Here is a 21,856-nt window from a genome sequence, read left to right as displayed (position 1 = left end):
CTAAAATAACACTAATCGACGTATATTTACTAATATTGAAAATTATGAAATAAGAAAATAAATCACTTCTTTTCTTTTTTACAGACTTTCTAATGAAATAGAAAATTAAGAAGGCAAAAATAAGTCTTATAAGCGCATAAAGAAAACTGTTTACATACATACCCATATTATTTAAACACTGGTTTAGTTTGTAAATCAATTTGTCCAATAAAGATGTCCCATTTAAATTTTTTCATTTTTCTGAGTATTTTATTTTTACCTTTTTTACTGTCCATATATTCAATTATGATAAAAGGTATATTGTATTCTTTTTCTATTTTTTTTATTAATGAAATTTTTGTTTTTAATTCGTTTTTAGCTCTAAATAGATATTTCTTTTGCTCAAAATCATATGCTGTTATAATAGATTCTATACCAATTGAGTTAATTAAACCATGTGTTTCATTTACTAGGTCAAGACCTGCATTTTGCATCAAAAAAATATTCGGATACACTTGCCTCAAGTTTTTTAAAAAAGAAATTAAGTAAGTTCGTAAATGTTTTTGTTTCCCATAATTTCCATAATTATCCACATTATCTAAAAATAGCCCATCAAACCCTTTGGTATTGATTTTATTGTTAATGTCTTCTAAAATTATTTTTTGAAGAGGTTTCTGCTTTATGTCAAGATAATAGCTATTCCAAATATTATTTTTTCCTGGAATAGTATAGGCTTTTCCTTTTTTGTAGAAAGAAGTGTATTTATTTATTTCGCCAATTGATATATAGGATAATACATATTGATTATGTTGCTTTAAAATAGCTACTTCTGCACTATTGTAATAGCTTGCTTCTATAATAACATACGTGTAGTTCATTATTTCATGAACAGGAACTTTTCCATAACATAAAAATACGTTATTACGATTTGCATAGGATTTTAGGAAGAAAAAATAACTAAAAAATAAAATCAAGTATTTATTGTGTAGCATAGTAGTCAATGTTTTTATAAACTTTTATATTTTCTTTAAAACTTACAATAGTTAAAAATACAGAGGCAATAAGCATTCCAAATACACTATCTTCATAAGATAATAATCGACTAAATAAGAGTCCAAAGGCTAAATTTATTGCACAAGACAATGAAAGAATTTGTAAAACTTCTTTCTGTCTTTTCATTGATAATAAGTATGAACAATTGAGCATACCACAACATAAGAATAAATAACCTAGAACTCCAATATTAGCAACTTTTATGTTTATTGTTTTTAAAGATTCGGTGAAAAAATAATTATACCCCCAGTTACCATAAAAAATATATAAAATAATTAGGTAGACAGGAACGGATGAGATAAATATAGTTGAAAGATTCTTAAGATATAATAAGCGAACTTTTTTCTTATATTTTTTTAGGTTATTGAAATTAGTTTTATTTTTTTGATTATTAAGAAGATTAAATATAGAGGTGTTTCCATATTCGAGTATTCCTGCAAGGAAAAGGAAGAAAATAATTGAAATATCCATACCAATTTCATAATCTTTTTCGTAATAAATTGGCATAAAAAAATTCCCAACTTTAGTGCTAGACCAAGCCACAATCCTATCTATGAAAAAAAATAAATTAATTAAAATACCATATTGAAAAGAATGAATATTATTATAAAATATAGCTCCTTTTTGGAATTTAATTTTGCTAGGTTGGCTATGCTTTATTTTTATTTTAAAGTATATTACAAGAAATAACATTACCGTTGATATAGCGATGATAAGACCAATAAAATGTAGTTGATATAAGTTTAGAAATGGGTTATTGATTAAAGGTAAACATATCCCAGTAGCAAGTATTGTTGCTAGCAATATTATTTTACGGTTTTTTACCACATGTAGGGGAGCAAAAACTAAGAAGAGCAAACCAACCCAAAAAGCATAAGCTCCAATAAGAAGTGCTGTTTTAATTGGATAGAAAGGTATAATTAGATTAATACAAAATAATATAAAAATACTTGAAATTATGAAAACACTCCCTTTTTTAAGCAATGAGAATGTCATTTTTTGAACTAATTGATAATCTTTGAGGTAAAAATGCCCGGACACTTGATTACCAATAACTTGTATAAATCCACCACTGATTATCATACCTATTATAATCCCTAAAACAACAACAGTTGATTGAACATGATTGAAGCCAGTGTATATATAAATAGAGAATCCGTAAGTAATAATTGATGTTAGTTGTATGGCAAAAGCAAGGAGGTATGACGTACTCAGAAAATATTGTTTAAAAAACAAATAGGCGCTAAGCGATATTCTTCTGTTTTTTTTTGTAGCTTCATTTTCATCTTCTAATTGTTTCTCATTTTTAATGTCAGTTTCAACATTCAATGTTAGTTCCTGATAAATATATTTTGAGAGTTCCCAAGAGTCATCATACCCAAAATCATTTTGAATATTCTTACTTTTTATTCCTAATGATTCTAGCGTAGCTACAACTACGTCAATAGATACTGGAGATCCGATTTTATTTTTAATTTTTTGCAGTAGTAGACGTTTACTTTCTTCAATATCTTCTATCATTTTTTAATATAAGAGGTTAGCTTTTTTGTAAGTGTTTTTGGTTGGGTTAAACTTTCGTAAGTATCTTCATAAGTTTGAATGATTTTATGAAGTGTAAAGTTTTCTAAAACTCTTTTTCGGGATTCAATCCCCATTTTTTTTCGTATTTCAGGATTGGAGAGCAAATAAAAAACTCGTTCACCTATGTTTTTATAATCTTTAGGATTACAAACAAACCCCGTTTTTTCCGTAATAGCTTCAGCAACTCCCCCAACGTCTGTCCCTACTACAGGAACCCCACAACTCATGGATTCTATTACAGTATATGGAAAGCCTTCTGAAATAGATGTCAAAATAGAAATGTCGCCTTCTAAAAAAGCTTTATTTGGTTGATTATGATGTCCAGCGAGTATGAAGTTTTCTTTTAATTTTAGCTCTTGTATTAAATCCTCACATTCTTGCACATACTCTAAGTCAGCTTTTTTGTCGCCGTATACAATGAATTGTACGTTGGGAATTTTATTTCTTACATAGTCACAGGTTTTAATCATTGTAATTATATCTTTCAATGCAAATATTCTTGCGATAGCAACAACTGTTGGAATATTTTTTAAATGATCAGGTTTTTCTCCTATTGTAAATCTATTTTCATCAACCCCGTTATAAATTACTTTGGATCGATCCTCACTTAAACCGTATCTAAACTCCCATTTTGTGTTGAATTTGTTCACGGAAGTAACAAGATCTGATCTTGTATAGGCGAGCTTACAAATAGATTCGGAGCATTTTATAATTAAGTTTTTCACGAAAAAAGAGAATGATGAACTGCTAATGTTAATCATATTTTCTCTAATAAACACGCCGTGTTCAGTAGACAAAATTTGAGCTTTGTATAGCTTTTTTGCAATTAATGCAGGTAAAATTGGGAGTCCAGCTAATGTAATGTGAACAATATCTACTTTTGGAATAGGAATCGTGAGGGGAAGTAATAGTTTGTTAATATATTGAAATGAAAACGATATATCACTTAAGATTAAGTTAGAAGATTTAAAATTAGATTTTATTATGACTTTTTTAAATTCTTCCCAAACTAATATATTTTTTACAGTAAGTTCATAATCGAATTTTTCAAAATATTCCCATAGTTCATAGATACTTTCTTCAAGTTTTTTTATGTCTCCGTTTTTATCAATTAAATTCGAAATAAAAGTTCTATAAGACTTGAGAAAGTTATATTTTATAATAGACCTATTCGTATTTCTTTTTTTTGAAACTATTTTTTTATACGAAATACCATAGTCTACTATATCATATAAATCGTAGGTAGCCCAAAGTGGTACTTGTATTATTTTTTTTACATTATCATGTATTTCATATTTTGGTTTTTCTTCATAGTGAGCATTCAAAGAATAGATAAGATAATCAACATTTTTTGTTAGATTACATAATGTGTGCGACCAGCTTGAGACCCCGCCATAGTTATATGGATACGTTCCTTCAGTGACAAGAAGGACCCTTTTTTTTTCAATCGGCTCTCTTACTTTTTTTAAATTCATTTTTTTATAATTTAAAATTCAAGAATAAGAGTCGGGGGGTGGCCAAATTTATATAAAAGCTTTTAGTTAGGGATTAAGGGTTTTTACTATATTTTCTTAAGTGTTTTTACTATTTTGTTGTTGTTGTGATTTTTTAGAATTTCGAGAATAAAATGAGTTTAAAAAAAGTGAAAAAGATATTTATATTTAGGAAAAGAAATTTTTTTATAAATGATTTTTAGTCGAAAAGTTCTTGGTCTTGTAGCATCCTTTCTAATAATAATGATGATTGGAAGCTTTTTTTTCTATAAAAAATTAAAGCCAATCTATAATGGTAAATTGAATTTAACGGGGATTTCAGATCTTGTGAAGGTTTATTTTGATGATATAGGTGTGCCTCATATCAATGCGAGTAATAGTATTGATGCCTACATTGCTTTAGGTTATGTTCATGCTCAGGATAGGTTATGGCAAATGGAGTTAACTAGAAGGGTTGCTGCAGGTAGATTAGCTGAAATTTTTGGAAAAGATTTTGTTTCAGTTGATAAATTTTTTTTAGGAATTGGAATTGAAGAAAGAATTGCACAAAATATTGAAAGGGTTAATCAAAATAGTTTATCTTTTAAAATGGCGATGGCTTATTTGAACGGGGTGAATCAATTTATAGAAAAAGGTCCTAAGCCTATAGAGTTTTATATGTTGGGCATTGATAAGGAAAAATATACACTTAAGGATATTTACAATGTTTTCGCATACATGGCATTTAGCTTTGCCTTGGCTCATAAAACAGATCCTATGCTAACGGCAATTAAAGAGAAGCTTGGGAAAAACTATTTGAAAGAATTGGTAGAAGCAGATTATTCTAACTTAACCTCCATAGAAAATTACAGTTGTGCCGAATCAAGTATTAAAATATCAAAAGCAATAAATACAATAATAGACAGATTACCAGTAGCTTCATTTATAGGGAGTAATTCATGGGTTATAGGTAAAGAAAAAACTAAATCAGGAAAAGTTCTTTTTGCGAACGATCCACATATCGCATATTCTCAACCTTCAGTTTGGTACCAATCCCATATAAAAACTCCAGATTATGAAATGTATGGGTATAATCTCGCGCTAACTCCTTTTCCGCTTCTCGGACATAATAGAAATTACGCTTATGGTGTAACTATGTTTCAAAATGATGACATTGACTTTTATGTTGAGGAAAATATAGAAAATGATGATATGTGTTATAAAACAAAGAACGGGATAGAAAAATATAAATTAATTAATAAGAGTATAAAAGTTAAAGGAGGTCAAACCATAAATTATCAAGTAAAATTTAGTCAACATGGTCCAATTATAAATAATCTTATAGATCATATTAAAGGTCCTCGTCCTATTTCTATGCAATGGATATACACAAAATTAGATAATGATTTACTTGAAGCAGCTTATCAGTTATCACATTCTAATTCAATTTCCCAATTTAAAAAAGGGGCAGCATTGTTACATTCGCCAGGATTGAATCTTATGTATGGTGATGTAAAGGATAATATAGCTTGGTTTGGAGCAGGAAAGCTTTATAAATATAGAGAGGGGCTTTATAGAAAAGTATTTTTAAACGGATTATCTGGGAAAGATGAAATTATAGAATTTTTAGAGTTCGATAAGAATCCACAAGCAATTAACCCTGAATGGGGATATGTTTATTCTGCAAATAATCAGCCAGATTCTATAGCAGGTATTTTATATCCAGGGTATTACTTGCCAGAAGATAGAGCCAAAAGAATAGTAGATTTATTGAAAGATAAAAGTGGTTTTACCAAAGAAGATATGATCAAGATGATCTGTGATATTAGATCCGTTACGGCGCCTGATATTATTGATAAAATGTTTAGTTGTATTAGTAGCCAAGATTTATCGGAGAAAGAGCTAAAAGTGTTACATTTACTAAAAGCATGGAATGGGGATTTTGGAAAAAATAATATTGAGCCTGTTATTTACAATAGAGTTAGGTATGAGTTTATGAAAAATACATTTAAAGATGAGATGAAGGATGTTTTTTATCAATTTATGAATACACCATTTGAGGAGAAGGTTTTAGCTAATCAAGTTAAAAAAGAGGAGTCTATTTGGTGGGATGATCTAAATACTAAAAATAAAAAAGAGACTAAAAAAGATATTGTCTTGATATCTTTTAAAAAAGGGGTTGAGTTTCTTGAAAATCAATTGGGAAAGAATATTGAAGAATGGAAATGGAAAAGAGTAGCTTCGGTTGAACATGAACATGTAATAGGAAAACTAGGAGGTATTTTTAGGAAGATATTTAATGTAGGGCCCTACCAGCCAAATGGAGGTGATCAAGTCATAAATAATAAAATATACAATATAGATAGTACAGGATATTATAAGGTTTATGCAGGTCCATCAACAAGAAGGATAATTGATTTTTCGAATATAGAAAATAGTATATCAATAATCCCTACCGGGCAATCAGGGAATATATTTAGTCCTTATTATAGAGATCAAAAAGAAAAATACCACAATGGATTATTTGTAAAAATGAAATTGAATCAAACAGAAATTGAAAATTCGAAAAATATTCTTGTTTTTCTGCCTGACTAAGCCTAAAATATAAAATTGATTGTGTCTACAATATTTTCGTTTTTGTATCAGAGATATTTATCCAAATTTCATTAAGGTTTTTAGTTGCTTTAATTTACCTTTGTATGGAGCATATCTAGTTTGTATATCTAGCCAGTTAGCTCTAAATACTATGCCTTTTTGGTGTGTAAATGTATTGAAAGATCTTTTTCCGTGGTAGCTTCCCATTCCACTTTTACCAACTCCACCAAAAGGAAGTCTGTGATTTACAAAATGAACTGTAGTGTCGTTAATTGTTCCTCCGCCAAAAGAGTATTTAGATATCATTTGATTTACAAAACTTTTCTTTTTGGAAAATACATAAAAAGCAAGTGGTTTATCATTTTGCGATACGATTTTGTCAATTTTACTGATGCTAGAATAGGAGATTATTGGAAGGATTGGTCCGAAAATTTCTTCTTGCATAACCTTACTATTTAATTCAGGTTCATCAATAAGGGTTGGTGATATATAAAGATCTTTCTCATTAATTTGACCTCCTAAGATAATTTTATGCTCCATCATCTTGCGTAACCTGTTAAAATTAAAAGAGTTAATAATTCTAGGAAAATCTTGAGAAAGTTCTGGATTTTCTCCGTAGGCTTCCCGTAACTCTTGTTGAAAATAAGTAATAAATTTTTCTTTAACAGAAGTATGGATTAATATATAATCCGGAGATATACAGGTTTGACCACAATTTATAAACTTACCCCACAAAATTCTTTTAGCTGCGAGTTTTAAATTTGCTGACTCATCAATTATACAAGGGCTCTTACCACCAAGTTCTAAAGTTATGGGAGTAAGGTGTTCTGCTGCAGCTTTTGCTACTATCTTACCGATTGAAGTGCTTCCTGTAAAAAAAATATAGTCCCAGCGAATTTTTAATAATTTTTCTGATACAGAGGCATCTCCTTCAATAACACTAACATGTTCTGGAGAGAATACATTTTCAATAATTTTTCGAATAATACTACTCGTATTAGAAGTATGTTCTGAAGGTTTAAGAAGTACTGTGTTTCCGGCAGCAATAGCTCCAATAAGAGGTGCGAAGGCCAATTGAAAAGGATAGTTCCAAGGAGATATTATAAGTGTGTTTCCATAGGGTTCTTTATAAATTTTAGCAATGGATGGAAAGTTTAAAAGAGAGGGAAGTGTTTTTTGAGGCTTACTCCATTTTTTTATATTTCGAAGTGTTAGATTTAGTTCTGCAATGATGACTGATGTTTCTGTCATAACAGTTTCGTATTCTGACTTCCCAAAGTCACTATTGATGGCATTAATTATTTCTTTTTCTTTTTCTTTAATTTCATGAAGGAGCTTTTTTAGTGAATTTTTTCTGAAAGAGACATCTTTCGTTTTGTGTGATAGAAAAAAGCTTTTTTGTTTTTGTACTATTTTATTAATATTCATTATTTTTTTGTAGTGCTTGAAGTTTTTTATTCATTAGTTTAAACCATAGAGGAGGAAATAGAGCTAGAATCATCATTCCAGGATAACCTGTTGGCATTTGTGGACTCTCAACTAATGATTTAAGTAGTTGATAATGTTTGCTTCCATTGTAGTGATGATCTGAATGTCTAGACAGGTTAAATAAAATGTATTTACTTATTACATGATCAGAGTTCCATGAATGGATTCTTTTTACTCGTTCATATCGCCCACTTTTGTTTTGTTTTCTTAATAACCCGTAATGTTCTATATAATTAACAGTTTCTAATAGTAAAATGCCAATGATTGCAGCTAAGATAAAAGCAAATAATGATTTAATACTCAAAAAGTAAAAAATTTGAAAAATTAGTGCTAGTGAAGCAATGGTGTATATCACCATTCTGTTCTGATAGTGATACCAAGGTTTGTTATTTAGGAGAAGTTTCTTGTTTTCTAATATCCACGCTTGATAATAACTTTGGAAATGGGAACGTATCCAGAATATGTAAACATTCTCATTTCGTCTGGCGGTTGCTGCATCTTTCTTAGTAGCAACATTAAAATGATGTCCTGCGTTGTGATAAGGTAGAAAATGCATGTTGAGGGAGCTAAGTAATAGAACTTCTCCAATCAATATATCCATTCTATTATTTCTGTGCCCCAGTTCGTGCCCGACATTAATACCAATAACGCCACACATCATTCCCATGGAGGTTATTTTACCAATAAAATCTATTAGCGGTATGTTTTGATGATGTACAAAAATTAAAAACCATAAAAGGAAAAATAGGTGTAGTGTAGCAGCTAAGTAAAGAATGTGAGTATAAAATTTATTGTTTTTTTCAACTTCTTCTTCTTCCTCATTAAAATTGTTGTTTTTTGGTTTAAAAAATAGTTCTAGTAACGGAACTATAATGAAAAATGTGATCACTGGTAAGAATGTCAACCATCCATTTTGAATGAAAGAAATTGACACGGTTATAGGCAGTGTTAAGAAAAGAAGATATTTAATAGCACGCATCCATAATATTTTCTTAAATATACGAAATTACGGATATTCTTCCCAAATAGTTTCCTTAGGAGTAGGAGCTACTATTTTTATAAGTTCTTTACTTACAGGGTGTGTGAACTCTATTTTCCGAGCATGTAAAGAAATGCCACCATTCTTATTACTCCGTTTATCACCATATTTTAAATCTCCTTTAATAGGGTGTTTTATATTAGATAATTGAACTCTTATTTGATGATGTCTGCCTGTCTCTAGATTGACTTCAAGTAAAGAATAATTCTGTAGTTTTTTTAATAGCTTATAGTGTAATATTGCCTGTTTACTACCGTTTATTTCTTTTTCGTACACAAAAGATTTGTTGAGTTGTGGTTTTTTTTTGATGAAATTGGTTAATGAGTTCTTGTGTTTTTTTGGATGTCCTTTTACAATGGCCCAGTAGGTTTTTATTATTTTCTTATCCCTGAACATTTTATTAATACGTTCAAGAGCCTTTGATGTTTTTGCATAAATGACAATACCTGAAGTGGGTCTGTCTAAACGATGAGCAGTTCCTAAAAAGACATTGCCAGGTTTATTGTATTTTTCTTTCAGAAATTGTTTAACAATTTCATTAAGCGGAGTGTCTCCTGTTTTGTCGCCCTGGGTAATGTCTCCACAACGCTTATTGATGATTATGATATGGTTGTCTTCAAATAAAATTTGAAGTGAATCTTTTGTGGTTCGCATTTTCATTATTTGAAATTAGGACCAACATCTTCGTTAACTTTTTCTATGAATTTCAAAAATTCTTCCTTGCCTTGTTTGTTAGTTGATGATGTGACGAAAGACATTGGTAATTCCTCCCAATATTTTAATAGTTCTTTTTTGTAAGAGGTTATTTGTTTTCCTAATTTGGAACTACTTAATTTATCTGCTTTGGTAAAAATAATGCAGAATGGAATTTGATTTTCTCCCAAGAATTGCATAAAATCGATATCAATTTTCTGAGGATTATGTCTGGAGTCTACAAGAATAAAAGCGCAAACTAATTGTTCTCTTTCTTTAAAATAATATTCAATAAACCCTTGAAATTTGGCTCTTTTCTTTTTAGATACTTGTGCATAACCATATCCAGGAAGATCTACTAAAAACCATTCATTGTTTATTTTAAAATGGTTTATTAGCTGTGTTTTACCTGGTTTACCTGATGTTTTGGCTAAATCTTTCCGTTCCATAAGCATATTGATTAACGAAGATTTTCCAACATTTGAGCGCCCTATGAAAGCATATTCAGGAATTCTCTCTTTTGGACAGTTAATCACATTAGTATTGCTTACTACAAACTCTGCAGATTTTATTTTCATTAAGGTAAATTTAAGTTTAATATTTATTTTATCTAAATACCAAATATTTATTTTTCTTGATGCATAACATTTTTATTTGATCCAAAGAGAGTTATTTAAATGTTACGTTTTGAAAGCCATTCCTCAAGTATGGTATTGAATTTTTCGGGTATTTCCATCATTGCGGCATGACCACATTTATCAATCCAGTATAAGTCAGAGTTTGGTAATAATTTGTGAAAATCTTCAGCAACTTCAGGTGGGGTTACTGTATCTTGTCGACCCCAAATAAGGCAAGTTGGATGATTCATCTTTGGTAAATCTTTTGCCATATTATGTCTTACAGCACTTTTTGCAATTGCAAGAGTTCGTATTAAAGAATTTCGATTATTAATAACATCATAAACTTGGTCAACCAATTCATCCGTAGCAATTTCAGGATTGTAAAAAACAGCACGTGTTTTAGTTCTTACAAATTCTTTATCACCTCTTCGTGGGTAATTGCTTCCCATTGAGTTTTCGTATAGTCCTGAGCTTCCTGTCAAAACTAGAGCTGAAACATTCCGTGGGTGAAGTTTTGTATAGTATAAAGCAACATGACCACCTAAAGAATTACCAAGTAAGATAAAGTCTTTTAGTTCTTTGAAATTAATGAATTCATGTAAATATTTAGCTAAATTCTTTACATTGGTTTTAATCAGAGGCAGTGTGTATAATGGGAGTTCTAGGATGAAAACTTGATATCCTTTTTCTGAGAAATATTTAAAAGTTGTGTCAAAATTACTCAATGCCCCCATGAGTCCATGTAGAACGATAATAGGTTTTCCTTCTCCTGCTTCTGCGAAAGTAAATTTATCTTCCTTCTTTAAAAATTCAGTCATAAAAAGTTTGATTTGACTTATCGACAAATGTAGTTTTTTTTTGGCAATTTTTCACTTTTATTATTGATAGTAATGCGTTGTTTCACTTTTTTTAGAAGAGTTTTTTTTGTTTTTTGTCTGTAAAAACTAAAATATTTCCTAAAAATGGATATGTTTTTAATAAAGATTTAGTTTCCTGATTGGTTGTTAATTTGTTTTATTTTCCTTTTGATGGAATTTTAAATTATGTTTTATTAAGTTAATATGAATAAGTGATTTTTGTTAACGAACTATTAGTAGTTTGTGCTTATGTAAGAGACTGGTGTGTTGACTTGTTTCGTTTTGGGTGTTTTAAAAAGTATTTATTCTTTGCTAGTCAGTGTTTTAAGTAGAGTGTTGAAACTTATCAACAAAGTGGTTTAAAGTGGGGTAAAGTGGTATTTTTTTTATATTTTTGATCCAAACTATTGGTTTGTTAAATGGAAAGTCTGGTCGGAACATATGAGTGTAAGATGGATGCAAAAGGTAGGTTGGTGATGCCTACGGCTTTGAAAAAGCAATTGTCTTCGGTGTTGCAAGATGGATTTGTTGTGAAGCGATCTGTTTTTCAGTCCTGTTTAGAGGTTTACCCTATGCGTGAGTGGGATCTGATGATGACAAAAATAAATAAATTGAATCGTTTTGTTAAGAAAAACAACGACTTTATTCGTCGTTTTACAGCTGGGGTTAAAGTTGTAGAAATGGATGGGGTTGGTAGGTTTTTGATCGCTAAAGATTTGTGTCGTTTTGCAGGTTTGAAAAAGGAATTGGTGTTGTCTTCAGCTGTCAACATAATAGAAATTTGGGATAAAGAGAAGTACGAAAAAATAATAGATGATTCTGTTGTGGATTTTGCTGATTTAGCAGAAGAAGTGATGGGTAATATAGATTTAGATGAATTATCATAATTCAGTGTTATTGAAAGAAAGTGTAGACGCTCTGGATGTAAAACCAGAGGGTGTTTATGTTGATGTGACTTTTGGTGGAGGAGGGCATTCTCGTGAAATTTTGAGTCGTTTGGGTGAAAAAGGGAGATTGTTTGCTTTTGATCAAGATCCTGATGCTCATAGGAATCTGATAGATGATAGTCGATTTGTTCTGATTGGAGAAAATTTTAAGTTTATTACAAGGTTTCTGCGTTTTTACGGTGTTGGTAAAGTTGATGGTGTTTTAGCGGATTTGGGGGTTTCTTCCCATCAATTTGATGCTGCAGATAGAGGGTTTTCAACCCGTTTTGATGCAGATTTAGATATGAGAATGGATCAGAAGTCTGAGCTTTCTGCAAAAAAAATAATAAATAGGTACGAGGAAAAAGATTTGGCTGATGTTTTATTTATGTACGGGGAGCTTCGAAATGCAAGAGCCTTGGCTAAACGAATTGTGCAGGAAAGGGCTGAAGGTGAAATTAAAACAAGTTTTCAATTAAAACAAGTTTTGAGAAGTTTTTTACCTAAGGCAAAGGAGTATAAAATACTTGCTCAGGTTTTTCAGGCTATAAGAATTGAGGTTAATCAAGAGCTAGAGGTGTTAAAGGATTTTTTAAGTCAGGTTCCAGGTTTGCTTAATGAAAACGGGCGATTGAGTGTGATTTCATACCATTCGCTTGAAGATCGATTAGTTAAACGATTTATAAGGACAGGAATGTTTAATGGGGAATTGGAAAAGGATGTTTTTGGGAATACGAATGAGCCTTTAAAAAGGGTAGGAAAATTAATTATTCCCTCTAAAGAAGAGGTCAAAGAAAATAATAGAGCAAGAAGTGCAAAGTTAAGGATAGCAGAGCTGAAATAAATTGAATTTAATAGTGAGAGCAAATATTTATGATGTTTTAAGAGGAGGTTTTCTGACTGATGATAGTTCTGTGCGAAACTGGAAGATGTTATTTTTTATAGTTGGATTGCTTTTAGTAATGATTTCAGTAGCTCATAGCGCAGATGCTAAGGTGGTGGAGATCTCAGAACTAAATAAAGAAAAAAGAAGGTTGAGAGCAGAGTATGTTGATACAAGTGCCATATTAATGCGGATGAAGTTAGAAAGTAGTATAAGAACCAAGTTGAAAGGGAAGGGTTTAGCACCAGCTAAAAAGCCTCCTAAAAAGATTAAAGTAACAATTAAACAACAATAAGGATGGTGATAAAAAAAGGCATATTAAATAAACTTTATGTAATTGTTATTTTGATGGCTCTTTTTTTTGTAGTTGTTGTTTTTAGGATTTTTGAGTTACAATTCTTGGATGGAGATAAGTACCGGAAATTATCGCTAGCTAAAACACATAGAAACGATACTATTTTTGCTAACAGAGGGAATGTTTATGCGTCTGATGGGAATTTATTGGCTACTTCAATGTCAAAATTTACTATTAGAATGGATGTTATGTCTGTTAAATCAAGAGTGTTTGAGAAAAATATAAAGTCACTGTCAGATTCATTATCTAGTTTAATGGGTAAAAGACCAAGTTTTTATCAGAAAAAATTGCGAGATGCTAGAAAGCGTAAAAATCGCTATTTGCTTATAGCTAGAAGTATAGGTTATAATGACTATGCTAGGATGAAACAGTTCCCAATATTTGAACTAGGTGTTTATAGGGGAGGTTTTATTGCTGAGCAACAGACAGTTAGGGTGCGTCCAATTGGGAAGATTGCAGAGAGAACAATCGGTTATGATGATTACAGAGGAGGAGCAGGGATTGAAGGGGCATTTGCGGATTATATGAAAGGTGAAAATGGGTGGAGATTAAAACAGAAAATAGCAAAAGGACAATGGAAACCCATCAATGATGTTAATGAAAAAGAGCCAATTGATGGGCATGATGTCATTACAACAATCGATGTCAATATCCAAGATATAGTTCATCATGCTTTGTTAAGGCAGATGCAAGATTTTGAGGCTGAACATGGATGTGCAGTGGTAATGGAGGTGAGTACAGGAAAGATAAAAGCAATTGCAAATTTGGGTAGAACATCTAAAGGTAAGTATTATGAAAAAAGGAATTATGCTGTTTGGGAAAGTCATGAGCCTGGTTCTACATTTAAGTTGGCTAGTTTAATGGCAGTACTTGAAGATAAACTAATTGATACTTCTGCTGTTGTTGATTGTGGTAAAGGTAAAATATTTATCAATGACAGAAAAGTAGAAGATAGCAAGGTGGGAGGATATGGTAGGATTTCTTTGTCAAGAGTTTTTGAAGTGTCATCAAATGTAGGTATTGTTAAAACGATTCAAAAGTATTACGATAGGAAACCTGAGAAATTTGTGAATAGAATTAAATCCTTCGGCTTGGATAAGCAAACTGGAATAAAAATAAAAGGCGAAGGAAAACCTTTTATCAGAACTCCGGATAAAAATTGGAGACCGATCACTCTTGAATGGATGGCTTGGGGTTATGGGGTTTCATTAACCCCTCTCCAAATACTTAGCTTTTATAATGCTGTTGCAAACAATGGAAAGTTAGTGAAACCTTATTTTGTTAAAGAGTTAAGAGTAGCAAATAGAATAGATAAGCGTTTTGGAACAGAGGTGGTTAAGGATAAAATAGCTTCTCAAGAAACATTAGATAAAGTTCGAAAAATTATGGAGAATACTGTGAAAAAAGGAACAGCAAGTAATATTTATTCTTCTAATTTTTCAATGGCAGGAAAAACAGGTACTGCAAAAAAGTTTATTCCTAGGCATAAAGATTCAAATGGGAAAATCACTGGAGGGTATTATTCTAGTTCGAAGTATGTTGCTTCGTTTGCAGGTTTTTTTCCAGCAGATAACCCAAAATATTCATGTATAGTGGTAATTCACGAGCCAAAAAAAGAAAAAGGATATTATGGAGCCAAGGTTGCGGCACCAGTTTTCAAAGAAATAGCTCAGAAAATATATACAACAACTCCTATTCAAAATCAGTCAGTAACAGATGTTATTTCTTATGCAAAAGTTGATAAGGATTATGAAGCGTATTATACCAAACTCAAGAAGTACAAAACTATAATGCCTCGGGTTCTGGGGATGAGTGGTATGGATGCGATTTCTTTACTTGAGAATATGGGATTAAAGGTTAAATTCACAGGAATTGGGAAGGTGTTATATCAGTCAATTGAACATGGGAAAAAAGTATTAAAAGGTTCAACGGTTTATCTAAGATTATCGTAGTGAAAAAATTAGAAAGTATATTAAATAAAGTTTCGATTAAAACCATCTATGGCTCTGTTGATGTTATGATTAATGGTATTTATTTCGATAGTCGAAATGTTAAGGAGGGGAGCTTATTTTTAGCTCAGAAAGGAGTGAACGTAGATGGTCATCATTTTATAGATAAAGCATTAATAAAAGGAGCATCAGTTATTGTTTGTGAAATTTTACCCGAGATCTTTAAAGAAAAAGTTGTTTATGTTGAGGTAGAAGATTCAAGTAGTGCTTTAGCTACTATTTCGGCAAACTTTTTTGATAATCCTTCTGAGAAACTAAAATTAATAGGAGTTACAGGAACTAATGGGAAAACAACAATAACTACTTTATTATATCAATTATTGAAAAGCTCAGGAGCTAAAGTAGGTTTACTTTCCACAGTAAAAATATTAGTTGATGATAAAGAATACAAAGCTACTCATACAACACCAGATTCTGTTTCTATTAATAAGTATTTGTCAGAAATGGTAGCTTGCGGAGTAAAATATTGTTTTATGGAGGTAAGCTCTCACGGAATTCATCAGAAAAGAGCAGAATCCCTACACTTTGAAGGGGGTGTTTTTACGAACCTTACACATGATCATTTGGATTATCATGAAAATTTTGCAGCGTATAGAGATGTTAAGAAATCTTTTTTTGATAATCTACCTAATACATCATTTGCACTAACTAATCTTGATGATAAAAATGGTCAAATAATGCTACAAAATACAAAAGCTAAGAAGTTTGGGTATACACTTAAAACTGTAGGGCATTTTAAAGGGAAAATCATAGAGAAAAGCTTTGCTGGTAGTTTGCTGGTTTTTAATGGGGTCCAGGTGTGGACTAAATTGATAGGTGAGTTTAATGCATATAATCTACTCGCAATATATGGCGTTGCTGAGTTATTAGGTTTAGAAAAGTTAGAATCATTACGTCTACTAAGTCAACTAGAAAGTGTCGATGGACGTTTTCAATATGTAGTTTCTGAAGATAAGGTTACAGCAGTTGTAGATTATGCCCACACACCTGACGCTTTGAAGAATGTACTTCAAACAATCAACGATCTCAGGATGAATAAAGAAAGTATTATTACGGTGGTTGGTTGCGGTGGAGATAGGGATAAGAGTAAGAGGTCTCAAATGGCAAGTATCGCCTCTTATTTAAGTTCACAGGTAATTTTGACTTCTGACAATCCACGTACAGAAGATCCACAGAGTATTATTAACGATATGGAAGAGGGAGTTGCTCCAGAAAACCAAATAAAAATATTGTCTATTCTAGATAGAAAGCAGGCAATAAAAACGGCCTGTAAACTATCTGCTTCAGGAGATGTTATTCTGATTGCAGGAAAAGGACACGAAAAATATCAAGAAGTAAAAGGAAAGAAAATTCCTTTTAATGATTTAGAAGAAGTAGTAAACTGCTTTAACCAGCAAAAAACATAAAAAAGATGCTGTATTATATTTTTGAATATCTAGAGAGTGAGTTTAATTTGACCGGAGCGAGTGTGTTTCAGTTTATAACTTTTAGGTCTGCTTCAGCATTTATACTATCTCTGCTTATAACCATGATTTTTGGGAAAAAAATAATCAATTATTTAAGAAAACAACAGGTTGGTGAAACTGTAAGAGATTTAGGTTTAGAAGGACAGACTCAAAAATCTGGTACTCCAACTATGGGGGGGGTTATAATAATTTTAGGTACTTTGATTCCGGTGTTACTGCTTACAAAGCTGGATAATATTTATATTATAATCTTATTAATTACAACTTTATGGATGGGAGCTATTGGTTTTACGGATGATTATATTAAAGTTTTTAAAAAAGATAAACAAGGCTTAAAAGGTAAATTTAAGGTTTTAGGTCAGGTTGGTTTAGGTCTGATTGTTGGCTCAATGCTTTATTTTCATCCTGATGTCACAATAAAAGAACAGTTGTCTACCGATTCCCAAGTTGTTGATAAAAATGGAAAAAAGATTGTTTTTGGAGAAGCACATAAATCTACTAAGACAACAGTCCCCTTTTTGAAACAAAATGAACTCGATTATGCCAAAGTTTTATTTTTTTTAGGAAAAGACTATAGAAGTTATGGTTGGATCATTTTTATTTTTGTTACTGTCTTCTTGGTTACTGCAATTTCAAATGGAGCTAACCTAACTGATGGTATTGATGGATTGGCAGCTGGTTCCTCAGCAATTATGGTTGTCGCTTTAGCAATTTTCGCTTGGGTGTCGGGGAATATTATTTTTGCTGATTATTTAGATGTAATGTACATACCAAAATCTGGTGAAATTACTGTGTTTATTTTTGCTTTTGCAGGTGCTTTAATTGGCTTCTTATGGTATAATACCTTTCCTGCTCAGGTATTCATGGGAGATACAGGTAGCTTGACAATAGGAGGAATTATTGCAGTTATCGCGATAGCAATTCGAAAAGAATTATTATTACCAATACTTGCAGGGATTTTTGTTATTGAAAATTTATCTGTTATGATTCAGGTTTCTTATTTTAAGTATACTAAGAAGAAGTTTGGAGAAGGACGAAGAGTTTTTAAAATGTCTCCATTGCATCATCACTATCAAAAATTAGGGTATCACGAAAGTAAAATTGTCACTAGATTCTGGATTGTAGGTATCTTATTGGCTGTATTAACCATTGTTACTTTAAAATTGAGATAGCAAATGAAGAAGAGACTAGTGATACTTGGCGCAGGAGAGAGTGGTGTAGGAACGGCTATTTTAGGAAAAAGTAAAAATTATGATGTTTTTGTATCTGAAAAAGGTTTAGTTAAAGAGCATTATAAAAATATTTTAATACAAAATAATATAGCCTTTGAAGAGGGGAAACATAGTGAAGAGCTTATTTTCAAAGCGGATATAGTGATGAAAAGTCCAGGTATTCCAGAACAAGTAGCTTTGGTTGAGCGGTTAGTTAAAAAAGGTGTGCCAATAGTTTCAGAAATAGAGTTCGCTGCAAAGTATACTACTTCAAAAGTTATTGGTGTTACAGGATCAAATGGTAAAACAACAACGACGATGTTAATATATCATTTATTAAAAAAGATGGGGCTTAATGTTGGTGTTGCAGGAAATATTGGAGATAGTTTCGCAAAGCAAATAGCCGAAAAATCTCATGACATTTACGTATTGGAATTAAGTAGTTTTCAGTTAGATGGTATACATGATTTTAGTTCAGATATTGCTGTTTTGACCAATATAACACCTGATCATTTGGATAGGTACAACCATAGTTTTGACAATTATATAGAGTCTAAATTTAGAATAACTAAAAATCAAAAAGAAAATGATTTTTTAATTTATAATAAAGATGATAAAGTAATTGTTGAGTGGTTGAATAAAAATAAAACTAAAGCAAAATTAGTACCCTTCTCAATAAAAGAGGAGTTAGCATATGGTGCTTTTTTAAGAGATCAAAATATTATAATAAAATTTAATTCGGAAGAAGTATTAATGAATGTTTCAAATTTAAAATTACAGGGAAAACATAACACAAAGAACGCTATGGCTTCAGCAATGGCAGCTCGCCTATTAAAAGCAAGAAAATCAATAATAGCTGAAAGCTTATGTGATTTTGAGGGGGTTGAACATCGTTTGGAAAATGTGCTTAAAATAAATGGAGTACAATATGTAAATGATAGTAAGGCGACTAATGTAAATGCTGCATACTACGCATTAGAGTGTATGGATACTCCTACGGTCTGGATTGTAGGAGGTGTTGATAAAGGAAATGATTACACAGATTTATTGCCTTTAGTTAGAGAAAAAGTGAAGGCAATTATTTGTTTAGGGCTGGATAACTCAAAAATAGTTGAAATATTTCAAAATGTAGTTGATATAATGGTTGAAACTGCGGGTGCTGAAGAGGCTGTAAAGGTTGCTCATAAGATTGCTGAAAAAGGAGATACAGTACTTTTGTCGCCAGCATGTGCGAGTTTTGATTTATTTAGTAGCTATGAAGATCGTGGAGATAAATTTAAGGAAGCTGTTGCAGGATTGTAAAAAGTAAAGATATGAAACCCTTATTTCGACATATTCAAGGAGATAGATCCATCTGGGCTATTGTACTTGTTTTGGCCGTATTTTCATTTATGCCGGTATATAGCGCTAGTACAAATTTAGTTTATGTTGTAGGTAATGGGTCTACTTTAGGACATTTAATAAAGCATATCGTTTTGTTAATTTCTGGATTTGCTATTATTTATGGGGTTCATAAAATACCCTATAGGTATTTTAGCGGAGGGTCGGTTCTTATGTTGCCTATTGTTGTTTTACTCTTAATTTTTACAATGTCACAAGGTACGGTTATAGGAGGGGCAAATGCAAGTCGTTGGATTCGAATACCTTTTGTTGGAATTGGCTTTCAAACTTCTACTCTTGCTGGCTTGGTTATAATGGTATATGTAGCAAGGTACTTGGCAAAAAATAAAGAGAAGCCTATTGAGTTTAAAGAAAGTTTGTTGCAAATGTGGTTCCCAGTTGGGTTGGTTTTGATTTTAGTATTACCAGCTAACTTTTCAACAACGGCGATTTTCTTTACAATGATACTTTTATTGTCTTTTGTTGGAGGCTATCCTTTGAAGTATATAGGTTATATACTTGGAATTGGTTTGTTCTCGTTATTGTTTTTTATTTTAGTAGCTAAAGCGTTTCCAGATGCAATGCCTAATCGTATTCATACTTGGCAAAGTAGATTAGAAAGTTTTTCGAGTTCAGACGGGGCAGAGAACTATCAAGTTGAAAAGGCAAAAATAGCTATTGCAACAGGCGGGACTTTTGGAAAGGGACCAGGCAAAAGTGTTCAGAAGAATTTTTTACCTCAATCATCCTCAGATTTTATCTATGCAATCATTATTGAGGAGTATGGTTTGATAGGAGCTTTACTAGCGATATTTATTTATTTTTTATTGCTTTTTAGAATATTAATTACTGCAAAAAAAGCGAATACAATTTTTGGAACATTACTTGTAATTGGTGTTGGTATACCAATTGTTTTTCAGGCACTGATTAACATGGCGGTAGCAGTAAATATTTTGCCTGTAACGGGGCAAACCTTGCCATTAATTAGTAGTGGGGGAACATCTATTTGGATGACATGTTTCGGTTTGGGCATGATTTTGAGTGTAAGCGCGTCTAAAAACGAAACAGAAGAAACTATTTTAGATGATAATCCTTTAGATATTTTACATGAAACTATTTAAAGGTAAAATAAAGCCAATTAGATTTGACATGAAGAAATCACTAAATATATTAATCAGTGGAGGAGGCACAGGAGGCCATATTTACCCTGCTATTGCTATCGCAAATGAAATAAGGCTACGCTATCCAGAAGCAAATATTTTATTTGTTGGAGCAGAAAACAAGATGGAGATGATCAAAGTACCACAGGCAGGCTATAAAATCAAGGGATTGTGGATTTCAGGAATTCAACGAAGGCTATCGTTGGCTAACTTAACGTTTCCATTTAAATTATTAAGGAGTCTTTGGGATGCAAACAAAATAATTAACCGATTTAAACCTGATATAGCAGTAGGTACGGGAGGCTTTGCAAGTGGTCCGGCTTTGATTATGGCTAATAAAAAAGGCATCCCTATCTTAGTACAGGAACAAAATTCTTATCCAGGTATTACGAATAAGTTACTAGCGAAGAAAGCAGAAAAAATATGTGTGGCGTATGATAATTTAGAACGGTTTTTTCCAATTGAAAACATTGTTAAAACTGGAAATCCAGTCAGACAAGATTTACTTTTTATTCATGTTAAAACTGAGGAGGGAAAGAAGTTTTTTAGTATTGATTCTAAAAAGAAAACAATACTTGTTTTAGGTGGGAGCTTAGGTGCGTTGAAAATGAATCAATTGGTTGAAAGCCATCTCGATTTTTTTAAAAGTCATAATGTACAGCTTATATGGCAGTGTGGAAAATTATATTTTGATGATTTTAAAAAATATAATGATAAAGAAAATGTTCAAGTATTTCAATTTCTAGATAGGATGGATTTGGCATACGCAGCAACCGATTTTATTATTTCCAGAGCAGGGGCTAGCTCTGTTTCTGAGTTATGTATTGTAGGAAAGCCTGTTATTTTTATTCCTTCTCCAAATGTTGCTGAGGATCATCAAACTAAAAATGCAAAGGCTATTTCTGATAAACATGGAGCTATATTGTTGAGGGAAAATGACCTTAAAACATTTCCAATAATTTTAGAAACTTTACTTAAAGATGTAGGTAAACAAGAGAGTTTAAGTGATAATATAAAAACGCTAGCACTCCCAAATGCTACTAATGATATCGTTAATGAAATAGAAAAAATTATTCAAAATTAAGGAGT

Annotated in this window: 18 protein-coding genes; 10 read left to right on the top strand and 8 right to left on the bottom strand. The window is 31.5% G+C overall.

Annotated elements, in window-relative coordinates; genetic code table 11:
• Positions 1–167: 167 nt before the first annotated feature.
• The 3 genes from AC2GW8_RS07520 to pelF all read right to left on the bottom strand — a co-directional run bounded on the left by AC2GW8_RS07520 (position 168) and on the right by pelF (position 4,088).
• The gene (locus AC2GW8_RS07520; RefSeq protein WP_440882139.1) at positions 168–857 is read right to left on the bottom strand and encodes an endo alpha-1,4 polygalactosaminidase; all 690 of its coding nucleotides are present in this window, start codon (positions 855–857) and stop codon (positions 168–170) included.
• Between the two features lie 100 nt (positions 858–957).
• The gene (locus AC2GW8_RS07515) at positions 958–2,553 is read right to left on the bottom strand and encodes an MATE family efflux transporter (protein ID WP_440882138.1); all 1,596 of its coding nucleotides are present in this window, start codon (positions 2,551–2,553) and stop codon (positions 958–960) included.
• Positions 2,550–4,088, bottom strand: a complete 1,539-nt coding sequence (gene pelF, locus AC2GW8_RS07510) for a GT4 family glycosyltransferase PelF (RefSeq protein ID WP_440882137.1) — start codon at positions 4,086–4,088, stop codon at positions 2,550–2,552. The genes AC2GW8_RS07515 and pelF overlap by 4 nt, the downstream gene beginning before the upstream one ends.
• 210 nt (positions 4,089–4,298) lie before the next feature.
• Between pelF and AC2GW8_RS07505 the strand changes: the two genes are divergently transcribed.
• On the top strand, positions 4,299–6,680 hold the full coding sequence (locus AC2GW8_RS07505) for a penicillin acylase family protein (protein WP_440882136.1): 2,382 nt from the start codon (positions 4,299–4,301) through the stop codon (positions 6,678–6,680).
• Between the two features lie 57 nt (positions 6,681–6,737).
• On the opposite strand, the gene AC2GW8_RS07500 is transcribed toward AC2GW8_RS07505, so the two are convergent.
• From AC2GW8_RS07500 to AC2GW8_RS07480, 5 genes are all read right to left on the bottom strand, one after another.
• Entirely contained in the window at positions 6,738–8,108 is a 1,371-nt protein-coding gene (locus AC2GW8_RS07500; protein ID WP_440882135.1) for an aldehyde dehydrogenase, read from the bottom strand.
• Positions 8,098–9,147: an alkane 1-monooxygenase gene (locus AC2GW8_RS07495; protein ID WP_440882134.1), complete on the bottom strand. Its 1,050-nt coding sequence runs from the start codon at positions 9,145–9,147 to the stop codon at positions 8,098–8,100. The genes AC2GW8_RS07500 and AC2GW8_RS07495 overlap by 11 nt, the downstream gene beginning before the upstream one ends.
• A 27-nt stretch (positions 9,148–9,174) precedes the next feature.
• Entirely contained in the window at positions 9,175–9,861 is a 687-nt protein-coding gene (locus AC2GW8_RS07490) for an RluA family pseudouridine synthase (protein ID WP_440882133.1), read from the bottom strand.
• A 5-nt stretch (positions 9,862–9,866) separates the two neighbouring features.
• Entirely contained in the window at positions 9,867–10,478 is a 612-nt protein-coding gene (gene yihA, locus AC2GW8_RS07485) for a ribosome biogenesis GTP-binding protein YihA/YsxC (protein WP_440882132.1), read from the bottom strand.
• Between the two features lie 95 nt (positions 10,479–10,573).
• Entirely contained in the window at positions 10,574–11,338 is a 765-nt protein-coding gene (locus AC2GW8_RS07480) for an alpha/beta fold hydrolase (protein ID WP_440882131.1), read from the bottom strand.
• A gap of 458 nt (positions 11,339–11,796) precedes the next feature.
• Here AC2GW8_RS07480 and mraZ point away from each other — a divergent pair, with 458 nt between their 5' ends.
• From mraZ to murG, 9 genes are read left to right on the top strand one after another with little or no spacing between them, the layout of a single operon-like run.
• On the top strand, positions 11,797–12,264 hold the full coding sequence (gene mraZ / locus AC2GW8_RS07475; RefSeq protein WP_440882130.1) for a division/cell wall cluster transcriptional repressor MraZ: 468 nt from the start codon (positions 11,797–11,799) through the stop codon (positions 12,262–12,264).
• Positions 12,251–13,147, top strand: coding sequence for a 16S rRNA (cytosine(1402)-N(4))-methyltransferase RsmH (rsmH, locus tag AC2GW8_RS07470; protein WP_440882129.1), 897 nt, complete (start codon positions 12,251–12,253; stop codon positions 13,145–13,147). The genes mraZ and rsmH overlap by 14 nt, the downstream gene beginning before the upstream one ends.
• Before the next feature lies 1 nt (position 13,148).
• Entirely contained in the window at positions 13,149–13,481 is a 333-nt protein-coding gene (locus AC2GW8_RS07465; RefSeq protein WP_440882128.1) for an FtsL-like putative cell division protein, read from the top strand.
• A gap of 2 nt (positions 13,482–13,483) precedes the next feature.
• Positions 13,484–15,493 (top strand): PASTA domain-containing penicillin-binding protein, encoded by a 2,010-nt coding sequence (locus AC2GW8_RS07460; RefSeq protein ID WP_440882127.1) that lies wholly within the window; start codon positions 13,484–13,486, stop codon positions 15,491–15,493.
• Positions 15,493–16,956 (top strand): UDP-N-acetylmuramoyl-L-alanyl-D-glutamate--2,6-diaminopimelate ligase, encoded by a 1,464-nt coding sequence (locus AC2GW8_RS07455; protein WP_440882126.1) that lies wholly within the window; start codon positions 15,493–15,495, stop codon positions 16,954–16,956. Before AC2GW8_RS07460 ends, AC2GW8_RS07455 begins: the two co-directional genes overlap by 1 nt.
• Positions 16,957–16,961: 5 nt before the next feature.
• Positions 16,962–18,188 (top strand): phospho-N-acetylmuramoyl-pentapeptide-transferase, encoded by a 1,227-nt coding sequence (gene mraY / locus AC2GW8_RS07450; protein WP_440882125.1) that lies wholly within the window; start codon positions 16,962–16,964, stop codon positions 18,186–18,188.
• A 3-nt stretch (positions 18,189–18,191) separates the two neighbouring features.
• On the top strand, positions 18,192–19,529 hold the full coding sequence (gene murD, locus AC2GW8_RS07445) for a UDP-N-acetylmuramoyl-L-alanine--D-glutamate ligase (RefSeq protein ID WP_440882124.1): 1,338 nt from the start codon (positions 18,192–18,194) through the stop codon (positions 19,527–19,529).
• A gap of 11 nt (positions 19,530–19,540) precedes the next feature.
• Positions 19,541–20,728, top strand: coding sequence for an FtsW/RodA/SpoVE family cell cycle protein (locus tag AC2GW8_RS07440; protein WP_440882123.1), 1,188 nt, complete (start codon positions 19,541–19,543; stop codon positions 20,726–20,728).
• A 28-nt stretch (positions 20,729–20,756) separates the two neighbouring features.
• Entirely contained in the window at positions 20,757–21,851 is a 1,095-nt protein-coding gene (gene murG / locus AC2GW8_RS07435) for an undecaprenyldiphospho-muramoylpentapeptide beta-N-acetylglucosaminyltransferase (protein WP_440882193.1), read from the top strand.
• The last annotated feature ends 5 nt before the right edge of the window (positions 21,852–21,856 follow it).

It is taken from the genome of Tenacibaculum profundi, from assembly GCF_057162725.1.
Note: the sequence above shows the minus strand (reverse complement) of the source record. Positions and strands in the feature narration are given on the sequence as shown.